This window comes from uncultured Roseobacter sp., assembly GCF_947499265.1.
GTDB lineage: Bacteria > Pseudomonadota > Alphaproteobacteria > Rhodobacterales > Rhodobacteraceae > Roseobacter.
In genome coordinates this window covers 228,091-249,663 of sequence record NZ_CANMNK010000005.1, presented here as the reverse complement: position 1 = coordinate 249,663, position 21,573 = coordinate 228,091, and the positions used below count along the sequence as shown (strand labels likewise).

Annotated in this window: 24 protein-coding genes; 14 read left to right on the top strand and 10 right to left on the bottom strand. The window is 59.0% G+C overall.

Translation table 11 applies throughout. The features are described from left to right. Positions 1–4 precede the first annotated feature (4 nt). Together greA and Q1A63_RS15345 are read right to left on the bottom strand one after the other, a co-directional pair. On the bottom strand, positions 5–475 hold the full coding sequence (greA, locus tag Q1A63_RS15350; RefSeq protein ID WP_298973973.1) for a transcription elongation factor GreA: 471 nt from the start codon (positions 473–475) through the stop codon (positions 5–7). 127 nt (positions 476–602) lie between these two features. Further along, positions 603–983, bottom strand: coding sequence for a VOC family protein (locus tag Q1A63_RS15345; RefSeq protein ID WP_298973971.1), 381 nt, complete (start codon positions 981–983; stop codon positions 603–605). Between the two features lie 75 nt (positions 984–1,058). On the opposite strand from Q1A63_RS15345, the gene soxR reads away from it, so the two are divergent. The 4 genes from soxR (at position 1,059) to Q1A63_RS15325 (ending at position 6,077) form a co-directional block, all read left to right on the top strand. Beyond that, complete coding sequence (soxR, locus tag Q1A63_RS15340) at positions 1,059–1,517, top strand: redox-sensitive transcriptional activator SoxR (protein ID WP_298973969.1); 459 nt, start codon at positions 1,059–1,061, stop codon at positions 1,515–1,517. 148 nt (positions 1,518–1,665) lie between these two features. Next, positions 1,666–3,315 (top strand): electron transfer flavoprotein-ubiquinone oxidoreductase, encoded by a 1,650-nt coding sequence (locus tag Q1A63_RS15335; RefSeq protein ID WP_298973968.1) that lies wholly within the window; start codon positions 1,666–1,668, stop codon positions 3,313–3,315. A 161-nt stretch (positions 3,316–3,476) separates the two neighbouring features. Further along, a complete protein-coding gene (locus Q1A63_RS15330; protein ID WP_298973967.1) occupies positions 3,477–5,174 on the top strand; it encodes a tetratricopeptide repeat protein in 1,698 nt (565 codons plus the stop codon). A 9-nt stretch (positions 5,175–5,183) separates the two neighbouring features. After that, positions 5,184–6,077 carry a 4-(cytidine 5'-diphospho)-2-C-methyl-D-erythritol kinase gene (locus tag Q1A63_RS15325; RefSeq protein WP_298973966.1) on the top strand — a complete coding sequence of 298 codons (894 nt, stop codon included), beginning with the start codon at positions 5,184–5,186 and terminating at the stop codon, positions 6,075–6,077. Here Q1A63_RS15325 and Q1A63_RS15320 read toward each other — a convergent pair. Continuing rightward, on the bottom strand, positions 6,053–7,054 hold the full coding sequence (locus tag Q1A63_RS15320; protein WP_298973965.1) for a polyprenyl synthetase family protein: 1,002 nt from the start codon (positions 7,052–7,054) through the stop codon (positions 6,053–6,055). The genes Q1A63_RS15325 and Q1A63_RS15320 overlap by 25 nt on opposite strands. Before the next feature lie 55 nt (positions 7,055–7,109). Here Q1A63_RS15320 and Q1A63_RS15315 point away from each other — a divergent pair, with 55 nt between their 5' ends. From Q1A63_RS15315 to Q1A63_RS15305, 3 genes are all read left to right on the top strand, one after another. Further along, positions 7,110–7,325, top strand: a complete 216-nt coding sequence (locus tag Q1A63_RS15315) for a DUF2007 domain-containing protein (RefSeq protein WP_298973964.1) — start codon at positions 7,110–7,112, stop codon at positions 7,323–7,325. Further along, complete coding sequence (locus tag Q1A63_RS15310; protein ID WP_298973962.1) at positions 7,322–8,062, top strand: methyltransferase domain-containing protein; 741 nt, start codon at positions 7,322–7,324, stop codon at positions 8,060–8,062. Before Q1A63_RS15315 ends, Q1A63_RS15310 begins: the two co-directional genes overlap by 4 nt. 111 nt (positions 8,063–8,173) lie before the next feature. Further along, complete coding sequence (locus Q1A63_RS15305; protein ID WP_298973961.1) at positions 8,174–8,338, top strand: DUF465 domain-containing protein; 165 nt, start codon at positions 8,174–8,176, stop codon at positions 8,336–8,338. Here Q1A63_RS15305 and Q1A63_RS15300 read toward each other — a convergent pair. From Q1A63_RS15300 to Q1A63_RS15280, 5 genes are all read right to left on the bottom strand, one after another. Further along, on the bottom strand, positions 8,335–9,204 hold the full coding sequence (locus tag Q1A63_RS15300; protein WP_298973959.1) for an EamA family transporter: 870 nt from the start codon (positions 9,202–9,204) through the stop codon (positions 8,335–8,337). The genes Q1A63_RS15305 and Q1A63_RS15300 overlap by 4 nt on opposite strands. Then, positions 9,201–10,145 carry a transcriptional regulator GcvA gene (locus tag Q1A63_RS15295; protein WP_298973957.1) on the bottom strand — a complete coding sequence of 315 codons (945 nt, stop codon included), beginning with the start codon at positions 10,143–10,145 and terminating at the stop codon, positions 9,201–9,203. The genes Q1A63_RS15300 and Q1A63_RS15295 overlap by 4 nt, the downstream gene beginning before the upstream one ends. Positions 10,146–10,451: 306 nt before the next feature. Further along, on the bottom strand, positions 10,452–11,174 hold the full coding sequence (gene phbB / locus Q1A63_RS15290) for an acetoacetyl-CoA reductase (protein WP_298973956.1): 723 nt from the start codon (positions 11,172–11,174) through the stop codon (positions 10,452–10,454). 137 nt (positions 11,175–11,311) lie between these two features. Beyond that, on the bottom strand, positions 11,312–12,487 hold the full coding sequence (locus tag Q1A63_RS15285; RefSeq protein ID WP_298973955.1) for an acetyl-CoA C-acetyltransferase: 1,176 nt from the start codon (positions 12,485–12,487) through the stop codon (positions 11,312–11,314). A gap of 170 nt (positions 12,488–12,657) precedes the next feature. Continuing rightward, positions 12,658–13,479: an EAL domain-containing protein gene (locus tag Q1A63_RS15280; protein WP_298973953.1), complete on the bottom strand. Its 822-nt coding sequence runs from the start codon at positions 13,477–13,479 to the stop codon at positions 12,658–12,660. Between the two features lie 151 nt (positions 13,480–13,630). On the opposite strand from Q1A63_RS15280, the gene Q1A63_RS15275 reads away from it, so the two are divergent. Further along, positions 13,631–14,212: a DNA-3-methyladenine glycosylase I gene (locus Q1A63_RS15275; RefSeq protein ID WP_298973951.1), complete on the top strand. Its 582-nt coding sequence runs from the start codon at positions 13,631–13,633 to the stop codon at positions 14,210–14,212. Positions 14,213–14,345: 133 nt separating this feature from the next. After that, positions 14,346–14,966, top strand: coding sequence for a 30S ribosomal protein S4 (gene rpsD, locus Q1A63_RS15270; RefSeq protein WP_298973950.1), 621 nt, complete (start codon positions 14,346–14,348; stop codon positions 14,964–14,966). Positions 14,967–15,035: 69 nt separating this feature from the next. Here rpsD and Q1A63_RS15265 read toward each other — a convergent pair whose 3' ends face one another. Then, positions 15,036–15,656, bottom strand: a complete 621-nt coding sequence (locus tag Q1A63_RS15265; protein WP_298973947.1) for a methyltransferase domain-containing protein — start codon at positions 15,654–15,656, stop codon at positions 15,036–15,038. Between the two features lie 268 nt (positions 15,657–15,924). On the opposite strand from Q1A63_RS15265, the gene hisC reads away from it, so the two are divergent. Genes hisC through Q1A63_RS15250 form a run of 3 tightly spaced genes read left to right on the top strand, consistent with a single transcriptional unit; the run spans position 15,925 to position 18,715 of the window. Continuing rightward, positions 15,925–17,010: a histidinol-phosphate transaminase gene (hisC, locus tag Q1A63_RS15260; protein ID WP_298973945.1), complete on the top strand. Its 1,086-nt coding sequence runs from the start codon at positions 15,925–15,927 to the stop codon at positions 17,008–17,010. Beyond that, a complete protein-coding gene (locus tag Q1A63_RS15255; protein WP_298973943.1) occupies positions 17,007–17,927 on the top strand; it encodes a prephenate/arogenate dehydrogenase family protein in 921 nt (306 codons plus the stop codon). Before hisC ends, Q1A63_RS15255 begins: the two co-directional genes overlap by 4 nt. Further along, on the top strand, positions 17,924–18,715 hold the full coding sequence (locus tag Q1A63_RS15250) for an extensin family protein (protein ID WP_298973941.1): 792 nt from the start codon (positions 17,924–17,926) through the stop codon (positions 18,713–18,715). The genes Q1A63_RS15255 and Q1A63_RS15250 overlap by 4 nt, the downstream gene beginning before the upstream one ends. Here Q1A63_RS15250 and Q1A63_RS15245 read toward each other — a convergent pair. Further along, positions 18,712–19,716, bottom strand: a complete 1,005-nt coding sequence (locus tag Q1A63_RS15245) for a DUF2125 domain-containing protein (RefSeq protein ID WP_298973939.1) — start codon at positions 19,714–19,716, stop codon at positions 18,712–18,714. The two genes, Q1A63_RS15250 and Q1A63_RS15245, sit on opposite strands and share 4 nt — an antisense overlap. A 65-nt stretch (positions 19,717–19,781) precedes the next feature. Here Q1A63_RS15245 and Q1A63_RS15240 point away from each other — a divergent pair, with 65 nt between their 5' ends. Further along, on the top strand, positions 19,782–20,312 hold the full coding sequence (locus Q1A63_RS15240; RefSeq protein WP_298973938.1) for a gamma-glutamylcyclotransferase: 531 nt from the start codon (positions 19,782–19,784) through the stop codon (positions 20,310–20,312). A 76-nt stretch (positions 20,313–20,388) separates the two neighbouring features. Then, entirely contained in the window at positions 20,389–21,573 is a 1,185-nt protein-coding gene (locus Q1A63_RS15235; protein WP_298973936.1) for a biopolymer transporter ExbB, read from the top strand.

Sequence of the window (21,573 nt, the reverse complement as noted above, 5' to 3'; positions counted from 1 at the left end):
CCTGTCAGGCATAGACGATTTTGAGCACCTCATAGGACTTCTCACCGCCCGGAGTGCGCACTTCTACGCTGTCGCCTTCATCCTTGCCAATCAGGGCGCGCGCAATAGGCGATTTTATGTTCAGCAGGCCTTTTTCGATGCTGGCTTCGTGCTCTCCGACGATCTGCCAGGTCTTTTCCTCGTCGGTGTCCTCATCGACCAGCGTGACCGTCGCACCGAACTTGATGGTGCCGCTCATCTTTGCGGGATCGATCACCTCCGCCAGCCCCAGAACGCCTTCGATCTCCTTGATCCGGCCCTCGATGAAAGACTGCTTTTCGCGTGCGGAATGATATTCGGCGTTTTCGGACAGATCACCGTGCTCGCGGGCTTCCGCAATGGCCTTGATGATGGCGGGACGCTCCACAGATTTCAGCTGCTTCAGTTCCGCTTCCAGATCGGCGTGGCCCTTGCGGGTCATGGGGATTTTATCCATCGGTATCGTCCACGAAATGATGCGGCCCGCCGGGGTTCGCCGGGGGCCGCAGGTGAGAGTTGGCAACTACCTGACCTAAAGGTGAGGCAAAATGCAAGGGGTCCGTGCCGGATAGGCACGCGCCGGGTTAGTCGTATTGCACCACCTCATATTCGATATTGTCGTGATCGTGGAAGTAAAACCGCCGTCCCGGTTCATAATCCCCATGGTTTCCGGCGGTGAATCCTTTGTCGGTAACGGCCCGTTCCATTGCATCAATGTCGTCAACGACAACGGCAATGTGGTTCAACCCACCGTTGGTCAGATAACTGTTGGACTTTTCAGCGGTGCCCTTTCCGGGCGTGTAGAGCGCCAGGTACTGTGTATCTGTGCCCACATGAATGGATTGGCCGCCATCGATCGATGGCCCTTTCCAACGGATGTGCCAGCCAAAGAGGTCGCACATCCATGCGGCTGTCGCATCACCGTCCGAGACCGTGTAATTTGCGTGCTCAAGCATTGCAGCCATTGGCTTTCTCCTTTCAATAATCCTTGATCACAGATACTGTAATTTCTAAACCTAACTTTAGGTCAAGGGATTTTTATGCGTGTGAACGAAGGCCTTTCTATTGGTGCACTGGCGGAGCGTACGGGTCTGGCGGTCTCTGCCATCAGATATTACGAAGCGCAGGGGTTGATTAACCCTTGGCGCAATGCCGGGGGACAGCGGCGGTTTCAGCGCTCAGACCTGCGGCGCCTGAGCTTTGTCATGATTGCACAGCAATTTGGCTTCACCCTGCCGCAGATCAGAGCAGAGCTTGACCGGCTGCCCGGCGGGCGTACCCCGACCAAGGCGGATTGGGCAAAGATCAGCGGTGGATTTCGGGAAACGTTGGACCAAAAGATCGAAACCCTGACGCGCCTGCGTGACAGCCTGGACGGTTGCATCGGGTGCGGATGCCTCAGCCTGCCCAACTGCGCACTCTATAATCCGACCGACCGCGCGGGTGAAAAAGGGCCCGGGCCACGTTACTTGATGGGGGACACGCCAAAGCGTGACTAAAAACCGCGCTTTTCCGCGATGAATTCATCGTTTTCACACCTATATGACGCCCAGTTGCGATTGCATTGGGGTGTGACGTGGTTTAGCCAATCGCGAACGATTGTTGCGCGGCGGGTGCCGCGCCCCGAAGAATATAAGGGAGCCGGGAATGTCAGAGATTGAACGCGAAGCGATGGAATACGATGTCGTCATCGTTGGTGCGGGTCCTGCGGGCCTGTCGGCGGCGATCCGGCTCAAGCAGCTGGACGCGGAGTGCAACGTTGTGGTGCTGGAGAAAGGCTCCGAAGTTGGCGCGCATATCCTGTCTGGCGCGGTGCTCGATCCGGTGGGGCTGGATGCCCTGATCCCGGACTGGAAAGAGAAAGGTGCGCCGCTGAACGTGCCGGTGGTCGAGGACAACTTCTACATGCTCGGTGAAGCGGGCCATTTGCGAATTCCCAATGCGCCGATGCCACCCCTGATGAACAACCACGGCAATTACATCGTCTCCATGGGCAACGTCTGTCGCTGGATGGCGGAACAGGCGGAAGAGCTGGGCGTGGAAATCTTCCCCGGCATGTCCTGCTCCGAGCTTGTCTACGGCGAGAACGGCGAAGTGAAAGGCGTGGTGGCCGGTGAGTTTGGCAAGAATGCAGACGGCAGCCAGGGCGATGGATATGAACCCGGCATGGAGCTGCACGGCAAATATGTGTTCCTGTCTGAAGGCGTACGCGGCAGCCTCTCCAAACAGGTGATCGACAAATACGACCTGTCCGCCGAGCATGAGCCCCAAAAATTCGGCCTCGGCATGAAGGAAATCTGGGAGATTGATCCCGCCAAGCACAAGGAAGGGTCGGTGACCCACACGATGGGCTGGCCGCTGGGTGGAAACGCCGGTGGCGGCTCCTTCATCTACCACCTTGAGAACAATCAGGTTTATGTGGGTTTCGTTGTGCACCTGAATTACAGGAACCCGCATCTCTTTCCCTACATGGAATTCCAGCGCTTCAAGCATCACCCCATGGTGGCGAACCTGCTAGAGGGCGGCAAACGCGTGGCTTACGGTGCCCGTGCGATCTCGGAAGGTGGATTCCAGTCGATGCCCAAGATGGTGGCACCCGGCGTGGCGCTGCTGGGCTGTTCGGTGGGCATGGTCAACGTGCCGCGCATCAAAGGCAACCACAACGCGATGCTCTCTGGCATCGCCGCGGCAGAGGCGGCAATCGAGGCCATTGCGGCGGAGCGCGGTGGCGATGAGCTGACCGCTTATGAGACCGAAGTGCGCAGCGGCAAAATCGGTCAGGACCTGCGCAAGGTGCGCAATGTCAAACCGCTCTGGTCCAAATACGGTCTGACCGCCAGCCTGGTGATGGGTGGCTTCGACATGTGGACGAACACCTTGGGGTTCTCGATCCTCGGCACGCTGGGGCATGGCAAATCCGATGCCGAAGCGACCGAAGAAGCCGCCAAACATCAGCCGATCGAATATCCGAAGCCGGATGGAAAACTGTCGTTTGACCGGCTCACCAACGTGGCATTTTCCTTCACCAATCACGAAGAAAGCCAGCCTGCGCATCTCACGCTCAAAGACGCCGAAGTCCCGGTGCAGAGCAACCTGCCCAAATATGCGGGCCCCTCGGCGCGCTACTGTCCGGCGGGTGTGTATGAATTTGTCGAAGAAGACGGCAAGGACACGCGTTTTGTGATCAACTTCCAGAACTGCGTGCATTGCAAAACCTGCGACATCAAGGACCCGGCGCAAAACATCGTCTGGACGACGCCGCAGGGCGGGGACGGACCCAATTACCCGAACATGTAGGGTTGGGCGGGGCCACCTTTTGATCAATAATCCGTCATCCCGCCGAAAGGCGGGGTGCGTCAGCCAGATATGGCCGCGCAGCATTGCGCTTGAGGCTGAACCTGTTAGCCTATGGGAAACACCGTCTTCAAAGAGGTCGTGCATCCGTGTTCCATAAATTGATGACATCTGTGGCCGCAATTGCCCTGTCAGTGGCCGTTGCGGCACCCCTCGCCGCCCAATCGAATGCAGGTGCGTATCTGGCGGCGCGATCTGCCGCGATGCAGAGTGATTTCGACCAGGCCGCCTCCTATTTCACGCAGGCACTGGCGCGCGATCCGCTTAATCTGGAGCTGATGGAGAGCGTTGTGGTCTCGCAATTGGCATTGGGGCGCGTGGATCGCGCTATGCCGGTTGCCGAAACCCTGCTCACGACAGATCGCCCCAGCCAGGTTGCGGAACTGGTGATGACAGCGCACCGGATCCTGCAGGAAGACTATGAGGCCCTGCTGCAGTTCGAGCCAACCGACGAACAAGGCATCGGGCCGCTTGTTGACGGTCTGGTGAAGGCATGGGCCCTGATGGGCACGGGCAAGGTTTCCGAAGCGCTGGCGGCTTTTGATGCCATCTCAGCGCAGCCCGGCCTGCAGGGCTTTGCGCTTTATCACAAGGCGATGGCGCTGGCGTCTGTCGGCGACTTTGAAGGCGCAGAGGCCATTTTCGCAGCGGACACAACCGGTACGATCATTCAGACCCGACGCGGCGTTCTGGCGCGTGTAGAAATCCTGTCGCAACTGGAAAAAGAACAGGAAGCCCTGGAGCTGTTGCAGCGTATGTTCAGCGGTGCCACCGATCCTGAAATTGAAGAGATCATCGCCGCTTTGAACAGCGAGGAACCGCTGCCGTTTCAGCATGTAAACTCCGTGCAAGACGGGTTTGCGGAGGTTTTCTTTTCTGTGGCCGCTGCGTTGATGTCCGAGGCGGGCCCGGAATACACCATCCTCTATGTGCAGGTCGCGCTCAACCTGCGGCCCGATCATGTTGACGCGCTGTTGCTGACCGCCGAGATTTTTGAATCGCTTGAGCAATACAACCAGGCCATCAACATCTACAAGCGCGTGCCAGCGAACGATCCCTCCTATCATGCGGCTGAACTGGGGCGCGCCGCTGCACTGCGCGAATCCGGCAAACCCGAGGCTGCGATTGAGGTGCTGGAACAACTTGCCCGCAGTCATGGCACACTGGCGAGCGTGCACTCCTCGCTGGGGGATGCGCTGCGGCGCGAGGACCGGTTTGCAGAGGCCGTTGTCGCTTATGACAAGGCTGCGGCACTGGCGCAAGACAGTGGCGGGCCAAGCTGGTTCCTGCTCTATGCCCGGGCAATTTCGCACGAACGGCAGGGAAACTGGGAGAAGGCGGAGGCCGATTTTCGCGCCGCGCTGGAGATTAACCCGGGCCAGCCACAGGTGCTGAATTACCTTGGCTATTCGCTTGTCGAGCGGCAAGAACAGTTAACCGAAGCACTGGAGATGATCGAGCGCGCGGTCGCGGCAAGCCCGGACAGCGGATACATCATCGATTCTCTGGGGTGGGCGCTTTACCGGTTGGGGCGCTACGAAGAGGCGGTGCCGCATATGGAACGTGCCGTCGAACTGATGGCGGTTGATCCGGTGGTGAACGACCATCTTGGCGATGTGTATTGGGCGGTGGGGCGTAAGCGCGAAGCGGAGTTCCAATGGGCGCGCGCGCTGTCTTTCGTGGATGAGAATGATCCTCTGAGCGAAGCCAAGCCCGACCGCATCCGCCGCAAGCTGAAAGTTGGCCTTGATGCGGTGCTTGCGGAAGAGGGCGCCACCCCTCTGGAAGTCGCCAGGGAGTGACACAAGGCCATGGCTGATCAGCGTCCGGCTGTTGAGGTCTTTGCGCCGGCCAAGATCAATCTGACGCTTCATGTTACCGGTCAGCGCGCGGATGGCTACCATCTGATCGACAGTCTTGTGGTCTTTGCAGATGTCGGCGACAGGCTGCGCATTGCCCCAGGCGATGCATTTTCGATGACCGTCGGGGGATCTGAGGCCAATGCCGTGCCCAGGGGTGGTGATAACCTTATCCTGCAGGTCGCGCGGTTGTTTGACGGGCTGGAGGGCACAGGGTTCGATCTGATCAAGAACCTGCCGGTCTCCTCGGGGATTGGTGGTGGATCGGCGGATGCCGCGGCGACCTATCGTGGGCTCTCAGCCATCACCGAGGGCGTCGACCGCGCCGCTGAGCTTTTGGCGCTTGGCGCGGATATCCCGATGTGCCTGCACTCTGTCGCCGCACGTGTGGGGGGGATTGGTGAAGAGGTTGCCCCCCTGCCGGAGCTGCCCCCGCTACACGCGGTTTTAGCAAACCCGCGACGTGCAGTATCAACGCCCTCGGTCTTCAAGGCGCTGGTTCAAAAGAGCCATCCGCCCATGCCAAAGACACTTCCGACCTTCAAAAATGCGCAGAACCTGGTCGCCTGGCTTGCCGAACAGCGCAACGACCTGGAAGGCCCGGCAATGTCGCTGGAGCCATCGATTGCCGAGGTGAAAACCCTTTTGGTGTCTCAGCAGAATTGCCTGCTGGCGCGCATGTCAGGGTCGGGCGCAACCTGTTTTGGGGTGTTCCTGGATCAGGAAAGCGCCGAGCGTGCTGCGCTCGCCATCGCGCAGACCCATCCAGACTGGTGGGTCAAAACCGCGCGGCTTGGGTCACAATCGGCGCGCGCGCGTCCTCAATTGATCCGCTCAACCACATAGTCGGCCAGATCGCTCAGCATCTTTTTGACCTCGTGATCGGGAAGGGGCGCAAGTGCATCTTTTGCCTGCGCCGCCCAGGTGCGGGCTGCAGTCGCCGTATCGGTCAATGCATCATGTTTTTGCAAAAGAGCCAGAACGTGGTCCAGATCGCCATCGGTTTGTTTGCCTTTCTCGATGGTCCGGACCCAAAAAGCGTGCTCCTCTGAATCTGCTTTCGCAACCGCCTTGATCAAGGGCATGGTCAGCTTTCGTTCGCGGAAGTCATCACCGATGTTTTTCCCGATTGCACTGGCATCCCCTTGAAAATCCAGAAGATCATCAACGATCTGAAAGGCCACGCCCAAAGCATCGCCATAGTCAAAAAGGGCCCGCACCTGGTTTTCGGGTGCATCAGCGATCACCCCGCCAACTTCCATGGCCGCAGAAAACAGTGCCGCGGTCTTGCCACGGACCACCTTGAGGTAGATGTCTTCCGTTGTGCCCAGATCCTGACTGGCCGTGAGCTGCAGAACCTCGCCTTCGGCAATCGTCGCGGAGGCATTCGACAGGATGTCCAGCACGCGCAACGAGCCGGTTTCCGTCATCAACTGAAAACTGCGTGCGAAGAGATAATCACCCACCAGAACCGACGATTTATTGTCCCACAGCAGGTTCGCCGTCGGACGCCCACGCCGCTGGCCGCTTTCGTCGACGACATCATCGTGCAGCAGCGTTGCGGTGTGAATGAACTCCACAGTCGCCGCAAGATTGATGTGATAAGGCCCCTCATAGCCACACATATGCGCGGCCGCGAGCGTCAGCATTGGCCGCAGACGTTTGCCGCCGGCATCAACCAGATGCGCGGTCACTTCGGGAATGCGCGGGGCATGCTCAGATGCCATGCGCGTGCGGATCAAAGTGTTCACCGCGGCCAGATCATCGGCCAGAAAGGCCGCCATCCGATCATGGGGTTTTTGCGAATTTTCAGTCTGCAACATCAACTTCCCGTTTGCACGCTCGACATGACCGCCAGCTTGCCTTTACATCCCTGATATGAAGGAACTTTTGCGCAGCACAGACCCAACGATCATCGCCTTTGCCACGGCCCTTCTTCAGGGCGAGGATATAGACTGCTTTGAATTGGACGTAAACATGAGCGTGCTCGAAGGGGGCATCGGAATATTCCCGCGTCGGTTGATGGTCCGGTCCGATGATCACACCGCCGCGATGCGCGTAATGCGCGACAATGAAATTCCGCTGGGCAAATGAATGATGCGCTGACGCGGGACGACTTTTTGGGCGGTCAGGTGCAGCTGTTGCAGCCCAAAACCGGGTATCGCGCGGGGGTCGATCCGGTCCTTCTGGCGGCGAGTGTGCCAGCCGTGTCCGGGCAGAGCATTCTGGACCTTGGTTGCGGTGTCGGGGCTGCGGCATTGTGTCTGGGCGCGCGGGTTTCCGGCTTGTCGCTCACGGGCGTGGAGCTGCAGCAAGATTATGCCCGGCTGGCAGAGCGCAACGGCGGCGGTGCGTTGGAGGTCGTGGTGGCGGATCTGAATGATTTGCCGCTGGATCTGCGTGACCGCCAATTCGATCATGTCATTGCAAATCCACCCTATTTTGATCGTAGGGCGGGCCGCGCTGCCGATGATGCCGGGCGCGAAACCGCATTGGGTGAAGACACCCCTTTGCTTATCTGGGTGAAGGTCGCAGCCAAACGCGTGAAGCCAAAGGGGTTTGTTCACTTCATTCACCGCGCAGAGCGGTTGCCTGAAATCCTGGCCGCCCTGCCGCAGCATATGGGCAGCATCGAGGTTTTGCCGATCAGCCCACGTATCGGGCGCCGTGCAGAGCTGGTGATCATCCGTGCGCGCAAAAACGGGCGTGCGGCCTTCAAACTGCACGCGCCACTGATTCTCCACGAAGGCCCGCGGCACCTGCAGGACGCCGACAGCTATGTTCCCCTCGTCAAATCCGTGCTGCGGGAAGGGGCGGCGCTGCGGTTTTGAACGCCGTTAATACAATTTTAACGGGTAGTGTGTGCATTCTGCGAATGCGGCGTGACTTGAATCGCAAGGTGTGTTCAACTTGTGCCGTACCGTAGCAAACAGGAGGAATGAATGAGCGTTACTGCGCATGTCGACCAGCTGAAGAAAAAACATCAGACACTGAGCGAAGCCGTAGAAGAGGCGCAACGCGCACCCGGCATCGACGACCTTGCAATCGCTGACCTGAAAAAACAAAAACTACGCCTCAAGGAAGAAATAACGCGACTGTCGAGCTAGTTTCCCGACGTCAGGCTGGCCCGGGCCGCAATCACGGCACCGCTCGTCACCAGGATGGCCGCGATCCCAAGGGTCGCTGACAATGGTGCAACACCAGCCACTACAAGAACGCACGTAGACAAAAGCGGCGCTGCATAAGATGCCGCTCCCAATAACTGTATGTCTCCGTGCTTGACGCCAATGTCCCAGACAAAGAATGCAAGCCCTACAGGCCCGAGCCCCAGAAGTATTGTGGAAACCCAGGCAACCGCGGTTACTGGCATGGCTGTTTGCTCAAACATCAGGTGCAGTGGCAGCGATAGCGCCGCGGAGGCGAGGCAAAAGACCGTTACAGACTGTGTTGGCGCCTCACCGACCAGACGTGACAGCACAGAATAACTCGACCAGGTCAGAGCGCAGATCAGTGCCAGCAGGTAGCCGCTGAGAAATTCGGCCTGAAAGCCACCACCACCACCCGAAATGATCAAAGCGGCGCCTGCGAAGCCGATGATTGCGCCGAGAAGGTGGCCTCGTTTCACCCTTTCGCCCGGGAGCAATCCTGACAGGACGACAATCAGCAATGGCCAGAGGTACGCGATCAATCCCGCCTCTGCTGCGGGGGCGAGGCGCAGCGCGGAGAAATACAGCGCGTGGTAGCCAAACAACCCCAGCGTGCCGAAAAAATATACCTTCAGCGGCACGGTGCGGAGCACGCGCAGACCGCCGGAAAGCGCTGTCCAGATCAATCCACAGGTCCCGCCGATGGTAAAGCATATGGTATTGAGCAAGAATGGCGGTGTTGGGGAAGAGCCCACGGTGAGGAGCGCCAGAAGCGCCCAAAGGATGACGGCTATAAATCCGACCAGCGTGGCCTGAGGCTGGGTCATGCGAGGCTTTCTATGGGGTCAACAACTTGGATGGCTTCGGTGATGTAGGTCGTTTTGCTGATCTCGCGCAACATCCATTCCCGAAACGCTTTGACCTGAGGCCGGTTTTCCGTGCCTTCCGGACAAAGAAAGCGGAACCGCGCACCGGTTGACAGCGCGGTCCCATAAGGGGCGACCAACCGGCCTTCGTCGATGTCTTTGACCACAAGGGCGCGGCGCCCCAAGACCACTCCAACGCCCGCCAAGGCCGCATCCACGGCATGGTCAGCCTGGCTGAAATGAGGGCCGTGCTGCGGGTCAAAATCATACCCCATAGTGGCGAACCAAGCTTTCCAATCGCAGCTGGGGCGCAGAAAGCTGATGGAATCATCAAATATCAAAGGCGCGGACATGAGGCTTTCCGTGTCCGGGAATTGAGCCGCGAGGGCCGGTGTCATTACCGGCGCGACCCATTCCTTTGCCAGAGGCAGCGAGTAGAGGCCCGCGTCGTCATGCCTGCCAAAGCGGATAGCGACATCAATCGCGTCGCGCCCGAAGTCCATGATTTTCAGCGACGCGGAAAACCGCAGCTCAATGTCCGGATGCGCCTGGGCAAATTCGTAGAGCCGGGGCGCAAGCCATTTGGCGGTAAATGCCGGCCCGGCGGTGACGGTCAGTGTTTGATTGTCCTGCAGGCGCTGCGCGGCGCGCCAAGCGTTTGAGAGGGTTTGAAAACCGTCGGCGGCGCCGGGCGCCAGAGCCACCCCCGCCTCCGTCAATTCGACCGCGCGATTCAATCGGCGAAACAGTGGGGCGCCCAAATGCTCTTCGAGCGATTTGATTTGAAAGCTGAGGGCGGCGGGCGTCACGGATAGCTCGTCTGCGGCCTTGGCAAAAGACATGTGCCGGGCTGCGGCCTCAAAGGCGCGTAACGCTGTGAGCGGTGGAAGGCGTTCTATCATTTCACTTAAGTATATCTTGTCTGAATAGATGAAAAGTCTCGTTTGTCGGTTTTGTTTGCGAATGACATAGTAAATTCAGATCAAATCAACTGATGCCACTACGAGGACTTGAACGATGTTTGAAGCCGCAACAGATACCGCTATACGCAACGCAATGCAGCGGGCCCACGAAGAACGGGCACAGGCGATGAAAGACGCATGGAGCTGGTTGTTCTCCTCTTCCCGCTGACGGACTGCAGCCGACTTACGGGATGCAAAAAGGGCCGGTTGAGATAACCGGCCCTTTTTGGTTCTGACGACAAATGCCTAGACGAAGAATTGCGCCCCATTGGCGGAAATTGTCGAGCCGTTGATGAATCCGGAATCGTCGGAGGCGAGGAATACGACGCAACGTGCGATCTCTTCTGGTTCGCCCAACCGACCGGCGGGAATTTGACCGATGATCGATTCGCGCACCTTCTCGGGTACCGCCATCACCATTTCGGTTGCGATATACCCCGGGCAGATCGCATTTGCGGTGATGCCAGCGCGCGCGCCTTCTTGTGCCAGCGACTTCACGATGCCCAAATCTCCGGCTTTGGTGGCGGCGTAATTGACCTGCGCGAACTGGCCCTTTTGGCCATTGATCGAGCTGATCACAATGACACGGCCAAATTTGCGCTCGCGCATGCCGGGCCAAATCGGATGGACGGTGTTGAAAACGCCGGTCAGGTTGGTGTCGATCACCTCTTGCCACTGCTCCGGTGTCATTTTGTGGAACGGTGCGTCGCGCGTGATGCCTGCATTGGCGACGACCACATCAATCGGGCCCAGATCCGCCTCGACGCCCGCGATGCCGTCTTTGCAGGCGTTGTAATCCGCGACGTTCCATTTGTAGGTCTTGATGCCGGTTTCATCGGTGAACTTCGCTGCTGCTTCGTCGTTGCCAGCGTATGTGGCGGCGACAGAGTAGCCTGCGTCTTTCAGCGCATTGGAAATCGAAGCGCCGATGCCTCGGCTGCCTCCGGTGACAAGTGCGACGCGGGACATATAGGATTCTCCTTTGATTTTCTGATAATCTTGTTACGCATTCAATTCGTGTTGCGCAACTTTATTGCGCAGCGGAATCGTATTGAAGGTAGGAAAAATGTATCGGGCGGCGTTTTAAAGCGCCGCCCGGCTATTGATCAGGGGCGCTCGAGGCACATGGCGACACCCATACCGCCGCCGATGCACAGTGTTGCCAGGCCTTTTTTGGCATCGCGCCGCTTCATTTCAAAAAGCAGCGTATTCAGAATGCGTGCACCGGATGCGCCAATCGGGTGGCCGATAGCGATGGCACCACCGTTGACGTTAACGACTTCCGGGTTCCAACCCATGTCCTTGTTCACCGCGCAGGCCTGTGCCGCGAAGGCTTCGTTGGCTTCAACCAGATCGAGGTCTTCGGCCTTCCAACCGGCTTTTTCCAGCGCTTTGCGGCTCGCGTAAATGGGACCAGCCCCCATGATCGAAGGGTCCAGGCCGACGGTGGCGTAGCTCGCGATACGCGCGAGCGGTTCGATGCCGCGCTTTTCAGCCTCATCGGCGGACATGATCAAAGCACCAGCTGCGCCATCATTCAAACCGGAGGCATTGGCGGCGGTAACAGAGCCGTCCTTGGTGAAGGCCGGGCGCAGTTTTTGCATGGCGTCGATGGTGGCGCCATGGCGGATGTATTCGTCCTGATCCACAACGGTATCGCCTTTGCGGCCCTTCACGGTGAAGGCCATGATTTCATCAGAAAACTTACCCGCTTTTTGAGCTGCTTCGGCTTTGTTTTGCGAGGCGACGGCGAATTCATCCTGCTGATCGCGGCTGATCTGCCATTTCTCGGCGACGTTTTCGGCGGTCTGACCCATATGGTAGCCGTTGAAAGCGTCCCAGAGGCCGTCACGAATCATGGTGTCGATATATTTCATGTCGCCCATTTTGTGACCGGCGCGCAGGGAAGCGGCGTGGGGGGACAAGGTCATGTTTTCCTGGCCGCCTGCGGCAACGATGTCGGCGTCACCCAATTGGATATGCTGGGCGGCCAGAGCGACGGCCCGCAGGCCGGATCCGCACACCTGATTGATCGTCCAGGCTGCACTTTCCTGTGGCAGACCGGCGTTGATATGAGCCTGGCGCGCTGGGTTTTGACCCTGAGCCGCTGTCAGAACCTGACCGAGGATGGTCTCAGAAACTTCCGATGCATCGACACCTGCGCGCGCAACGACTTCTTTCAGCACGGCAGCGCCAAGATCATGAGCAGGGGTGGTTGCGAAAGATCCGCCAAAACTGCCAACAGCAGTGCGGGCCGCGGATGCGATAACGACGTTCGTCATAGAGATGTGTCCTTTGCCATTTCTGGGAAGGGACGCTTCACGCACACCTGAAAACCAAGGCCCGGCACCCCCACCGATGATGGGAAAGTGCTTATCTTATTCGCTGCGCAGCAGCAACCAATGGAAATGTGACATCAGCTGCAAGCGCCATGTATGCGCCCTTGTGAGCTTCAAACAGCGCTTTTGGCTGCTGCGTTGCCCAACCAATAGGGGCGGGTGGTCGCAGCGCCGAAATAATATCCCTGCAAGCAGTCCAAACCAAGCTCTATAAGCGTTTCGGCATCCTGCTTGTTTTCGACAAATTCAGCCACGGTCAGCATGTCAAAATGACGTGCAATGGACACAAGCGCGGCTGTCAGAGCCTGATTATCGGGATCGGTGGCAATGCCCTGAATGAATTGCCCGTCAATTTTCAGCACATCGAAGTAGAAATCCTTGAAGTAACTCAAGGCGGTGTAACCGGCACCAAAATCGTCAAGGGCAAAGCAAATACCCTCGATCTGCAGGCGGTCCATAAAATCAACAACAAGCTCCGGCACGGTCATCGCAGAGCTTTCCGTGATTTCGAGAATAAGGCGTTCAGCGATCATGCCATTGCGCGAGAGCCACCGGTCCAGCGTGCGATTCCATTGTCGATATCCGATGGAGCGGGCCGACATATTGATCGACAAACGTAGATCGGGGTTTTCGTGCAATGCGCGCAGCCCCATACCCAGGGCGAGCGTGTCCAGTTGACGCCCAAGTTCCGTATTCTCGATGGTATTCATGAAATCAGAGGCCGGTATGACGCGTCCGGTCGCATCCAGGACGCGGATCAAGCCTTCGTAAAAGGCGACCTTATCCGGCGCGCGTGATTGCATGACCGGCTGGTAGGCCAACATGACCTGTTTGTGCTTGATCGCCTCTGCAACCATTTGCGTGACATTCTGATCGCGCCGCGACAGGGCGAAGGACAGCGGATTTTCCGCGCCAGCCGGAATATCCGCCAACATTCTTTTTCTCGGTCCGGGCATCTGGTCCTCGCTCAAGTCGTGCCGCCACTTTGTGACCAAAACCCCTAATACTCGGTAAATATTCTTATTTTGTTCCAATTTGAATCGTAGTTTAATGCTTTGAAAGTTAACGTAAACAGGGGCAACGAGCATGGAGCGGTGCGGCTGGGCAGGGCCCGATGAAATCTATTTGAAATACCATGATACGGACTGGGGTGTGCCCGAATATGACAGTCGGGCGCTCTGGGAAAAGCTGGTGCTGGATGGGTTTCAGGCGGGGCTGAGCTGGCTCACCATTTTGAAAAAGCGGGAAAATTTCCGATCAGCCTTTGCCGGCTTTCAGCCCGACATCATTGCGGAGTGGGGACCGGTGGAGGTTGAGCGGTTGTTGGCGGACAAAGGCATTATCCGGCACCGCGGCAAGATTGAGGCCACGATTTCCAACGCGCGCGTCTGGCAAAACCTTGAAGCACGAGGCGGATTTGATCAGTTTTTATGGAATTACATGGGCGGCATCCCCTTGCAGAATAGCTGGAAGACGCTCGAAGACGTGCCTGCTTTTACCCCGCTCTCCACGCAGATTTCCAAGGATCTGAAAAAGGAAGGGTTTCGATTCTGCGGACCAACAATCGTCTATGCGTTCATGCAGGCGGTGGGGATGGTCAATGACCATTTGGTGACCTGCCACCGCCACGCCGAGGTTGCCGAAATCGCGCTGGCAAAGACCCGTTGACTCCCGCAGAGACAGGCGTATAAGCGCGGCTTCATTGGTGTTGGTGGCCCCCGCAAGGGAATGCCTGTCAGGTGTAAACCAGAGGACAACGCCCTTCATCGCCCAACAGGGCATCTTGAGAAGGAGATCAGCCGTGACCAAACGCACGTCTGCCAAGTACAAAATTGACCGCCGCATGGGCGAAAACATCTGGGGGCGTCCGAAATCCCCGGTCAATCGGCGCGAATATGGCCCCGGCCAGCACGGTCAGCGCCGCAAAGGCAAATTGTCTGATTTCGGTATTCAGCTGCGCGCCAAGCAGAAGCTCAAGGGCTACTACGGTGATCTGACTGAGAAGCAGTTCCGCCGCATCTATTCCGAGGCTGAGCGTGTCAAAGGCGATACCGGTGAAAACCTGATTGGTCTGCTGGAGCGTCGTCTAGACGCCGTTGTGTACCGCTCGAAATTTGTGGCCACCGTTTTTGCGGCGCGCCAGTTCGTGAACCACGGCCACGTGAAAGTGAACGGCAAGAAGGTCAACATCCCGTCCTACCGCGTGCAGGAAGGTGACGTGATCGAGGTGCGTGACCGCTCCAAGCAACTGGCCGTGCTGCTCGAAGCAACGCAGCTGCCGGAGCGCGATGTGCCGGACTATATCGAGGCCGACCACTCCAAGATGACCGCGAAGTTCGTGCGCACCCCGGCGCTGGGCGATGTGCCGTATCCGGTCATGATGGAACCGAACCTCGTCGTCGAATTCTACGCGAAAAACTAAGCGTTTCGCGATATTAATCAAAAGGCCGTGTCAGAGAAATCTGGCGCGGCCTTTTTTTTGCGATGGCCGCTAAACCGCGCGTGCGACCACGCCAAAGCTGGTCCGCGAGGGTGGGCCTGCGGGGAAGGCATAATGCTGTTCCGCGACAAACCCGGCGCTTTGCAGCATTTGGTCGATCTCTGCGGGCCTGAACGTGCGGTGCCGCCATTGGAGCCAGATCAGTACGCTGCACCAATGGGGTTTGGAAACGGACAGCCACAATTGGGCACCTGGGCGCGCCAGGCGTCGCATATATCTCAACGCCTCCTGCGGGCTTTTGAAGTGTTCGATCACATGTGCGGCCAGTAGGACATCAAATTGCCCCGCGATCTCGGCGCTCAGACCTTCGATCAGATAGTCCGCATCTACACCACGCGCCGTCAAAGCTGTCTCAGCGCTTGCCAGCATTGCGGCGGATGGATCAAGCAATGCAAGTCGTTCGGGCGCGCCGTTTACGGCCACCCAGGCTTCGGCCATGGCGCCGGTGCCTGCGCCGATGTCGATGACATGGCCGCCCTTTCGGGCAGTATGGGGTAGGTGAGATAGAAACCCCAGATAGCCATCGTAATAGCCCAACAGGCGCATGCGGTCGGACCATTTAGGCGCGGCACTGGCGTATCGGCGATCGAGCAAAGCGGTGTCATGCGGCATATCAAAAGACTGTCACAGGGTGGGCGGGGCGGCAAGTCCGCGCCGCGGTGTGTGCCTGTGCGTTAAGGAAGCAATGGCGACCTGCGCGGTTTTCAGGAAGGCTTTCCAGCCCGGATGGATGCTCAGGCGTCCATCACATGGGCATGCGGCCAGAATTGCGGCGATGCGCCTAAAGCAGGGCACTTTTCGGCATCGTGACGCATCGGCAAACTTCCGGTGGCAGACCACGCTGCACCTCGCTAATGTCCGCCAGACAGGAGACGACCCGATGACACAAGCTATCCGCCCCCAGCCCGGCATTATGGACATCGCCCTTTACCAGGGTGGTGCCTCGCAGATCGAGGGGCAAACCGATCCGCTCAAGCTCAGCTCGAACGAGAACCCTTTTGGGACGAGCGCCAAGACAATTGCTGCCATCACACAGGCCGCAACCGGATTGCACCGCTACCCGCCCACGGATCATATGAAGTTGCGGCAAGCCATCGCCGAGGTGCACGGGCTGGATGCGCAACGCATCATCTGCGGCGTCGGGTCGGATGAGATTTTGACACTGCTGGCCATGGCCTTTGCCGGACCAGGGGACGAGGTGCTCTATACCGAACACGGGTTCTCGCTTTATCGCATTTTTGCGCTCTCGGCGGGGGCGACACCCGTGGTTGCGCCGGAAAAGGATCGGTGTGTTGATGTCGATGCCCTGATCGATCGAATAAGCGATGCCACGCGTCTGATCTACATCGCGAACCCGGCGAACCCCACGGGCACCGCGCTTGACATAGACGCGTTGACGCATCTGGCCGATGCGGTGCCGGATCATTGCCTTCTGGTGCTCGACGGCGCCTATGCGGAGTTCTTCCATGGCTATGACGGCGGCGCATCCTTGGTCGAAGCACGCGCAAATGTCGTCATGACGCGGACCTTCTCCAAGCTCTATGGGCTTGGTGGATTGCGCGTTGGCTGGGGCTATGCACCGCAAAATATCATCGATGTGCTCAATCGGATACGGGGCCCGTTCAACATGTCGTCCGTCGCGCTGGCCGGTGCTGAGACCGCCGTGCGCGACCGCGCCTTTGTCGAGACCTGTTTGCAAGAAAACGCGGAACAGCGTGCCCGACTGACCGGCGGTCTGCACCAGTTGGGCATCGCCTGTGATGAAAGCCACGCCAATTTCGTGATGGCCCGTTTTGCCAGTGAAGCAGAGGCCCTCGCCGCCGATGCACATCTGAAATCCGCGGGTATTCTGGTGCGATTGGTCAAAGGCTACGGCTTCCCGGAAGCATTGCGGATCACCGTGGGTCGCGCAGAGGACGTGACCCGGGTGCTGGAGGCGCTTGGGTCCTTCAAGGGGGCGGAATGAGCGTGATTTACAACCGCGTCGCTCTGATCGGGCTGGGATTGATTGCCTCCTCGATGTTCTGGGCGATGAAACGCAAGGGGCTCGCGGGCGAGATCACGGGCTATGCGCGCAGCGCCGAGACGCGGGACACGGCGCGACGGATCGGCCTGTGTGACCGGGTGTGCGACACCGCGAACGAGGCGGTGCAGGATGCTGATCTGGTGGTGCTCTGCGTGCCTGTGGGCGTGATGGGCAGTGTCGTGGCGGGGATCGCAGATGATTTAAAGCCGGGCGCGACCCTTTCAGACGTAGGCTCTGTCAAACGCGATGTGATTGATAACGTCTCGCCGCATCTGCCGGATCATGTTCACTTTATTCCGGGGCACCCGATTGCCGGGACCGAGCATTCCGGGCCGGAAGCGGGCTTTGCGGAGCTCTTTGACAATCGTTGGCTTCTGCTGGTGCCTGTCGAAGGGTCTGACCCGAAGGCCGTGGCGCAACTGCGCGCGCTTTGGGAAGGGATGGGCAGCAATGTCGAGGAAATGGAGGCCGATCACCATGATCTGGTGCTGGCCGTCACCAGCCATGCGCCGCATTTGATCGCCTATACCATGGTGGGCGTGGCCGATGATCTGCGCCGTGTCACCGACAGCGAGGTGATCAAATACTCCGCCGCCGGGTTTCGCGATTTCACACGGATTGCCGCGAGTGATCCGACCATGTGGCGCGACGTGTTCTTGACGAACAAGGATGCGACGCTGGAAATTCTGGGGCGGTTCACCGAAGAGCTCTTTGCCCTTCAACGCGCCATTCGGACCGGTGATGGCGAGCACCTGCATGACTATTTCACCCGTACAAGGGCGATCCGGCGTGGGATCATCGAAGCGGGGCAGGATACCGACGCCCCGGATTTCGGACGGGGCAAGGCGTCTTCGTGAGGCTTCTGCTGCTCATTTGCGTGCTTGCGGCCGGTAGTGCCGCTGCCAATGCCCCTGATACGTCAAAACGACCGGTCAGCCGACCCACGACAGGCGCGTTGCCCCTGAACCTGGAGAGTTCGGGTGCGATATCAGCGCCCGAGCGCTCGCCCGAGGCCATGGCGGCAACGGTGCGCGGGGATGTGCCGCGCGTCTCCCTGCGCCCGCAGGAACGGACACGGGCGGTGCGCCGTGTGATCCGCAAGCATCAAAAGCTGCGAGCCAAAGGCGCCATATGCGGCGATCCGGACATCCAGGGTGAGGTCGTGGGCCCTGTGACCAGCGGGGTCATAGGGTGTGGCGTCACTCAAGCGGTGCGAGTGCGGTCGGTGTCCGATGTGACGCTCAGCCAAAGGGCGGTTATGGATTGCGGGACGGCGCAGGCGTTGAAATCATGGATCAACGACGCGGCGAAACCCGCCCTGAGCAAGAAGGGCGGCGGGCTGAAAGGCTTGCGTGTCGCGGCGCACTACGCCTGCCGGACCCGGAACAACAAGAAGGGCGCGCGGATTTCCGAACACGGCAAGGGCCGTGCGATCGACATTTCGGGTTTTCAGTTGCGCGATGGATCGGTGGTCACCGTTTTGACGGGCTGGACGGCGCGGGACTACGGTCAGGCGTTGCGCGACATGCACCGGGGGGCCTGCGGCCCGTTTGGCACGGTGCTGGGACCGAATGCCGACAGCCATCACCGCGACCATTTCCATTTCGACACCGCACGCTACCGCAGCGGATCCTATTGCCGTTAGCGCAGGATCAGGCGTGGGGCTTGTCCCAGAGGCAAAAATCCCAGAGAGACAAAACCTTCGCGCAGTGTCAGGGTCAAATCCAGGGCTTCGGGGTTCCCGGACAGCCCGGCGAAGGTCGACAGCGCCTGTTCGATCTGCGGCTTCAAGGCCGACGGGAGGACGCCGCCGGTTTCCGCCAGCGTCAGCATGGCCCGCCAGTTGCGCGCTTGCACATTCACCGTCCCGCTGGCGTTTCCGACCTCGTCCACCTCCAAGCCCGCTGCAAAACGCAATCGGAGTTCGCCCCAGATTGCTTCGGCTTCGTTGATGACGATCCGGCGTGGCTGCGGGCGGGAGACTTCAAGCGCTGTGACATCCCAGGGGCGGTCAAAATGCACGCGGGCCTGCACCGTCAACCGATCAAAATTCACCGGCCAATCTTCGGGGATGAACAGCGTATCGCGCATCACCTCGCCCGGGCGCAGGGCGTCCACATTCAGATCAAACTGATAGGTCGCGGGGTCCTCGGCATCTTGCTGTACCGCGGCCTCTGATGCGCCACCGGACAGAAGATCACCCGCATCCCTGCTCAACAACCAGGCATCTGCAGCGGCCATCATATCTTCCAACTCAAGTGCTGCGTTGGTCTTGACCGACAGACGCGCCTGCCCCTTTTGCGTCAGCAGGCGGTAGCGATCCTCCGGATTGGCCAGCAGAATGGGATCGTCCGGCAAGCCGAGCGTCATCGAGCCCGGCGCCCAGAGCTTTGCCTGCAGGGTCAGGGCGGAGGCTTCAAAAGCGACCCCGGTTTCGGGGTCTGCCAAGGCGGGATCTTTGAGAGTGAGCAGAATGTCGAAAGGATAGCCCTCAAATGCAATCGCGGAGGTCTCCGCCTGCCAGCCTTCGGATTGCCGCGCGGCAAACCAGCCGTCGATGCCGCGTACCAATCCCAGTGTCGCCACGGTCCACCAGATACTCCAGCCCACCGCCGCCAGAACCGCCAGCCAGATGAAACGTCGCATGACAGAGCCCTTTCCCTTGCCGCTGAATTGAGGTTTACGCAATGCAGCCAAGGAGAACCAGTACGATGACAATGTGGGTATTCGGCTATGGCAGCCTGTTGTGGAACCCCGGTTTTGATGTGGCCGAGCAGGTCGTGGGCACCTTGCCCGGCTATGCGCGCTCTTTCTGTATGTGGTCCATTCATCACCGCGGTACAGAAGAGAACCCGGGGCTGGTGCTGGCGCTGGATGAAGAACCCGCGCATGCCTGCGAAGGTGTGGGTCTGGCGGTTGCCGCCGGAAAAGAGGCGCAGACGCTGAGCTATCTGCGCGAGCGGGAACTGATCTCTTCGGCCTATCTGGAACGGGAATTGGATATCGATCTCGTCGATGGCCGTCGGGTTCAGGCACTGTGCTATGTGATCAACCCCGAACATGCGCAATATTGCGGGGGGATGCCGCTGGAAGAGCAGGCTCAGGTGATCGCCCGGGCCAGGGGCGGCATGGGGCCAAACACCGAATACCTCTACAACACCGCCGCTCATCTGACAGAGATCGGTCTGCACGATCCTGACCTTGAATGGTTGAGCCAGCGGGTCCGGCACCTGACCGCATAAATCCTTGGCGCTAGGGCCGGTTTTCAGTGTAAGCTGCCGCGAGAGCAGAACAATAAGGCGCGGGGAGCAATTGCGCATGGCATTGCCAGACCAGGAGGCAAGACCGGTTTTTTCACAACCGGTGCGGCAGATATCGCTCATGCTGATTGTGCTGGCGCTGAGCGGCTTCGGTGGCTTTCTGGCGCTACCGCGGGTGCTGCCGGTGTTCGAGGCCAATCCCTATCTGAACGGGTTTATCATCTTCGTCTTTTTCATCGGTGTGCTGGCCTGTTTCTATCAGGTCTTTCAACTGATCGGGTCGGTGAGGTGGATCGAGCGTTTTGCGTCAGATCAGCAGGATGCCAGCATTCAGGCGCCTCAACTTCTGGCACCGCTGGCGTCCTTGCTGCGCGCGCGCGGTGTGCGCATGCAGGTCAGTGCGACCTCGACGCGTTCCATTCTGGATTCCGTTGCCACCCGCATCGATGAAGCGCGTGAAATCACCCGCTACATCGTCAACATGCTGATTTTCCTGGGCCTTTTGGGTACATTCTACGGGTTGGCAACGACAGTGCCTGCGGTGGTCGACACCATCCGTAGCCTCGCGCCGCAAGACGGTGAAGGCGGTGTGGAAGTCTTCAACAGGTTGATGACCGGGCTTGAGGCGCAATTGGGCGGCATGGGCGTGGCGTTTGCATCCTCCTTGTTGGGCCTCGCAGGGTCCTTGATTGTCGGTCTTTTGGAGTTGTTCGCCGGGCATGGTCAGAACCGTTTTTACCGCGAATTGGAAGAATGGCTGAGTTCCATCACCCGTGTGGGTTTCTCCTCGGGCGATGAGGCCGCGGGTGATCAAGGTGCGCTGGCAAATGTGGTGGAGCATATGGTCGAGCAGATGGAAAGACTGCAACTGATGTTCCAGCAATCGGATGTCAGCCGCACCGAGGTGAATGAAAATCTGGGCACCTTGGCGACTTCCATCGAACGGATGACCCAGAAAATGGATGGGATGGACCCCGCAAGCGCGGCTCTTGAGCGTGTTGCCGCAGGGCAGGAGCGGCTGATTTCTGCCATCGAAAATCAAGGACACGGCGATGGGATCGACGCGGAAAGCCGCATGCGGTTGCGGTCGATCGACGTGCAAATGCTGCGGATTCTCGAAGAGATCTCCGCCGGGCGTCAGGAAAGCGTGGCCGAGCTGCGCATGGATCTGTCCAGACTGACCGAAGCACTCCGGTCGGGCCGAACCCGCTCCAACGTCAAGATCAGATCCGGAGATAGCTGA

Coding starts and splice junctions, on each gene's coding strand:
- Q1A63_RS15320 (WP_298973965.1), bottom strand. CDS start 7,054: ATGTTGCAGACTGAAAATTCGCAAAAACCCCATGATCGGATGGCGGCC.
- Q1A63_RS15305 (WP_298973961.1), top strand. CDS start 8,174: ATGAGCGTTACTGCGCATGTCGACCAGCTGAAGAAAAAACATCAGACA.
- Q1A63_RS15330 (WP_298973967.1), top strand. CDS start 3,477: ATGACATCTGTGGCCGCAATTGCCCTGTCAGTGGCCGTTGCGGCACCC.
- Q1A63_RS15280 (WP_298973953.1), bottom strand. CDS start 13,479: ATGTTGGCGGATATTCCGGCTGGCGCGGAAAATCCGCTGTCCTTCGCC.
- phbB (WP_298973956.1), bottom strand. CDS start 11,174: ATGTCCCGCGTCGCACTTGTCACCGGAGGCAGCCGAGGCATCGGCGCT.
- Q1A63_RS15295 (WP_298973957.1), bottom strand. CDS start 10,145: ATGATAGAACGCCTTCCACCGCTCACAGCGTTACGCGCCTTTGAGGCC.
- Q1A63_RS15235 (WP_298973936.1), top strand. CDS start 20,389: ATGGCATTGCCAGACCAGGAGGCAAGACCGGTTTTTTCACAACCGGTG.
- hisC (WP_298973945.1), top strand. CDS start 15,925: ATGACACAAGCTATCCGCCCCCAGCCCGGCATTATGGACATCGCCCTT.
- Q1A63_RS15245 (WP_298973939.1), bottom strand. CDS start 19,716: ATGCGACGTTTCATCTGGCTGGCGGTTCTGGCGGCGGTGGGCTGGAGT.
- Q1A63_RS15325 (WP_298973966.1), top strand. CDS start 5,184: ATGGCTGATCAGCGTCCGGCTGTTGAGGTCTTTGCGCCGGCCAAGATC.
- Q1A63_RS15240 (WP_298973938.1), top strand. CDS start 19,782: ATGACAATGTGGGTATTCGGCTATGGCAGCCTGTTGTGGAACCCCGGT.
- soxR (WP_298973969.1), top strand. CDS start 1,059: ATGCGTGTGAACGAAGGCCTTTCTATTGGTGCACTGGCGGAGCGTACG.
- Q1A63_RS15265 (WP_298973947.1), bottom strand. CDS start 15,656: ATGCCGCATGACACCGCTTTGCTCGATCGCCGATACGCCAGTGCCGCG.
- greA (WP_298973973.1), bottom strand. CDS start 475: ATGGATAAAATCCCCATGACCCGCAAGGGCCACGCCGATCTGGAAGCG.
- Q1A63_RS15315 (WP_298973964.1), top strand. CDS start 7,110: ATGAAGGAACTTTTGCGCAGCACAGACCCAACGATCATCGCCTTTGCC.
- Q1A63_RS15345 (WP_298973971.1), bottom strand. CDS start 983: ATGGCTGCAATGCTTGAGCACGCAAATTACACGGTCTCGGACGGTGAT.
- Q1A63_RS15255 (WP_298973943.1), top strand. CDS start 17,007: ATGAGCGTGATTTACAACCGCGTCGCTCTGATCGGGCTGGGATTGATT.
- Q1A63_RS15310 (WP_298973962.1), top strand. CDS start 7,322: ATGAATGATGCGCTGACGCGGGACGACTTTTTGGGCGGTCAGGTGCAG.
- Q1A63_RS15300 (WP_298973959.1), bottom strand. CDS start 9,204: ATGACCCAGCCTCAGGCCACGCTGGTCGGATTTATAGCCGTCATCCTT.
- Q1A63_RS15335 (WP_298973968.1), top strand. CDS start 1,666: ATGTCAGAGATTGAACGCGAAGCGATGGAATACGATGTCGTCATCGTT.
- Q1A63_RS15285 (WP_298973955.1), bottom strand. CDS start 12,487: ATGACGAACGTCGTTATCGCATCCGCGGCCCGCACTGCTGTTGGCAGT.
- Q1A63_RS15275 (WP_298973951.1), top strand. CDS start 13,631: ATGGAGCGGTGCGGCTGGGCAGGGCCCGATGAAATCTATTTGAAATAC.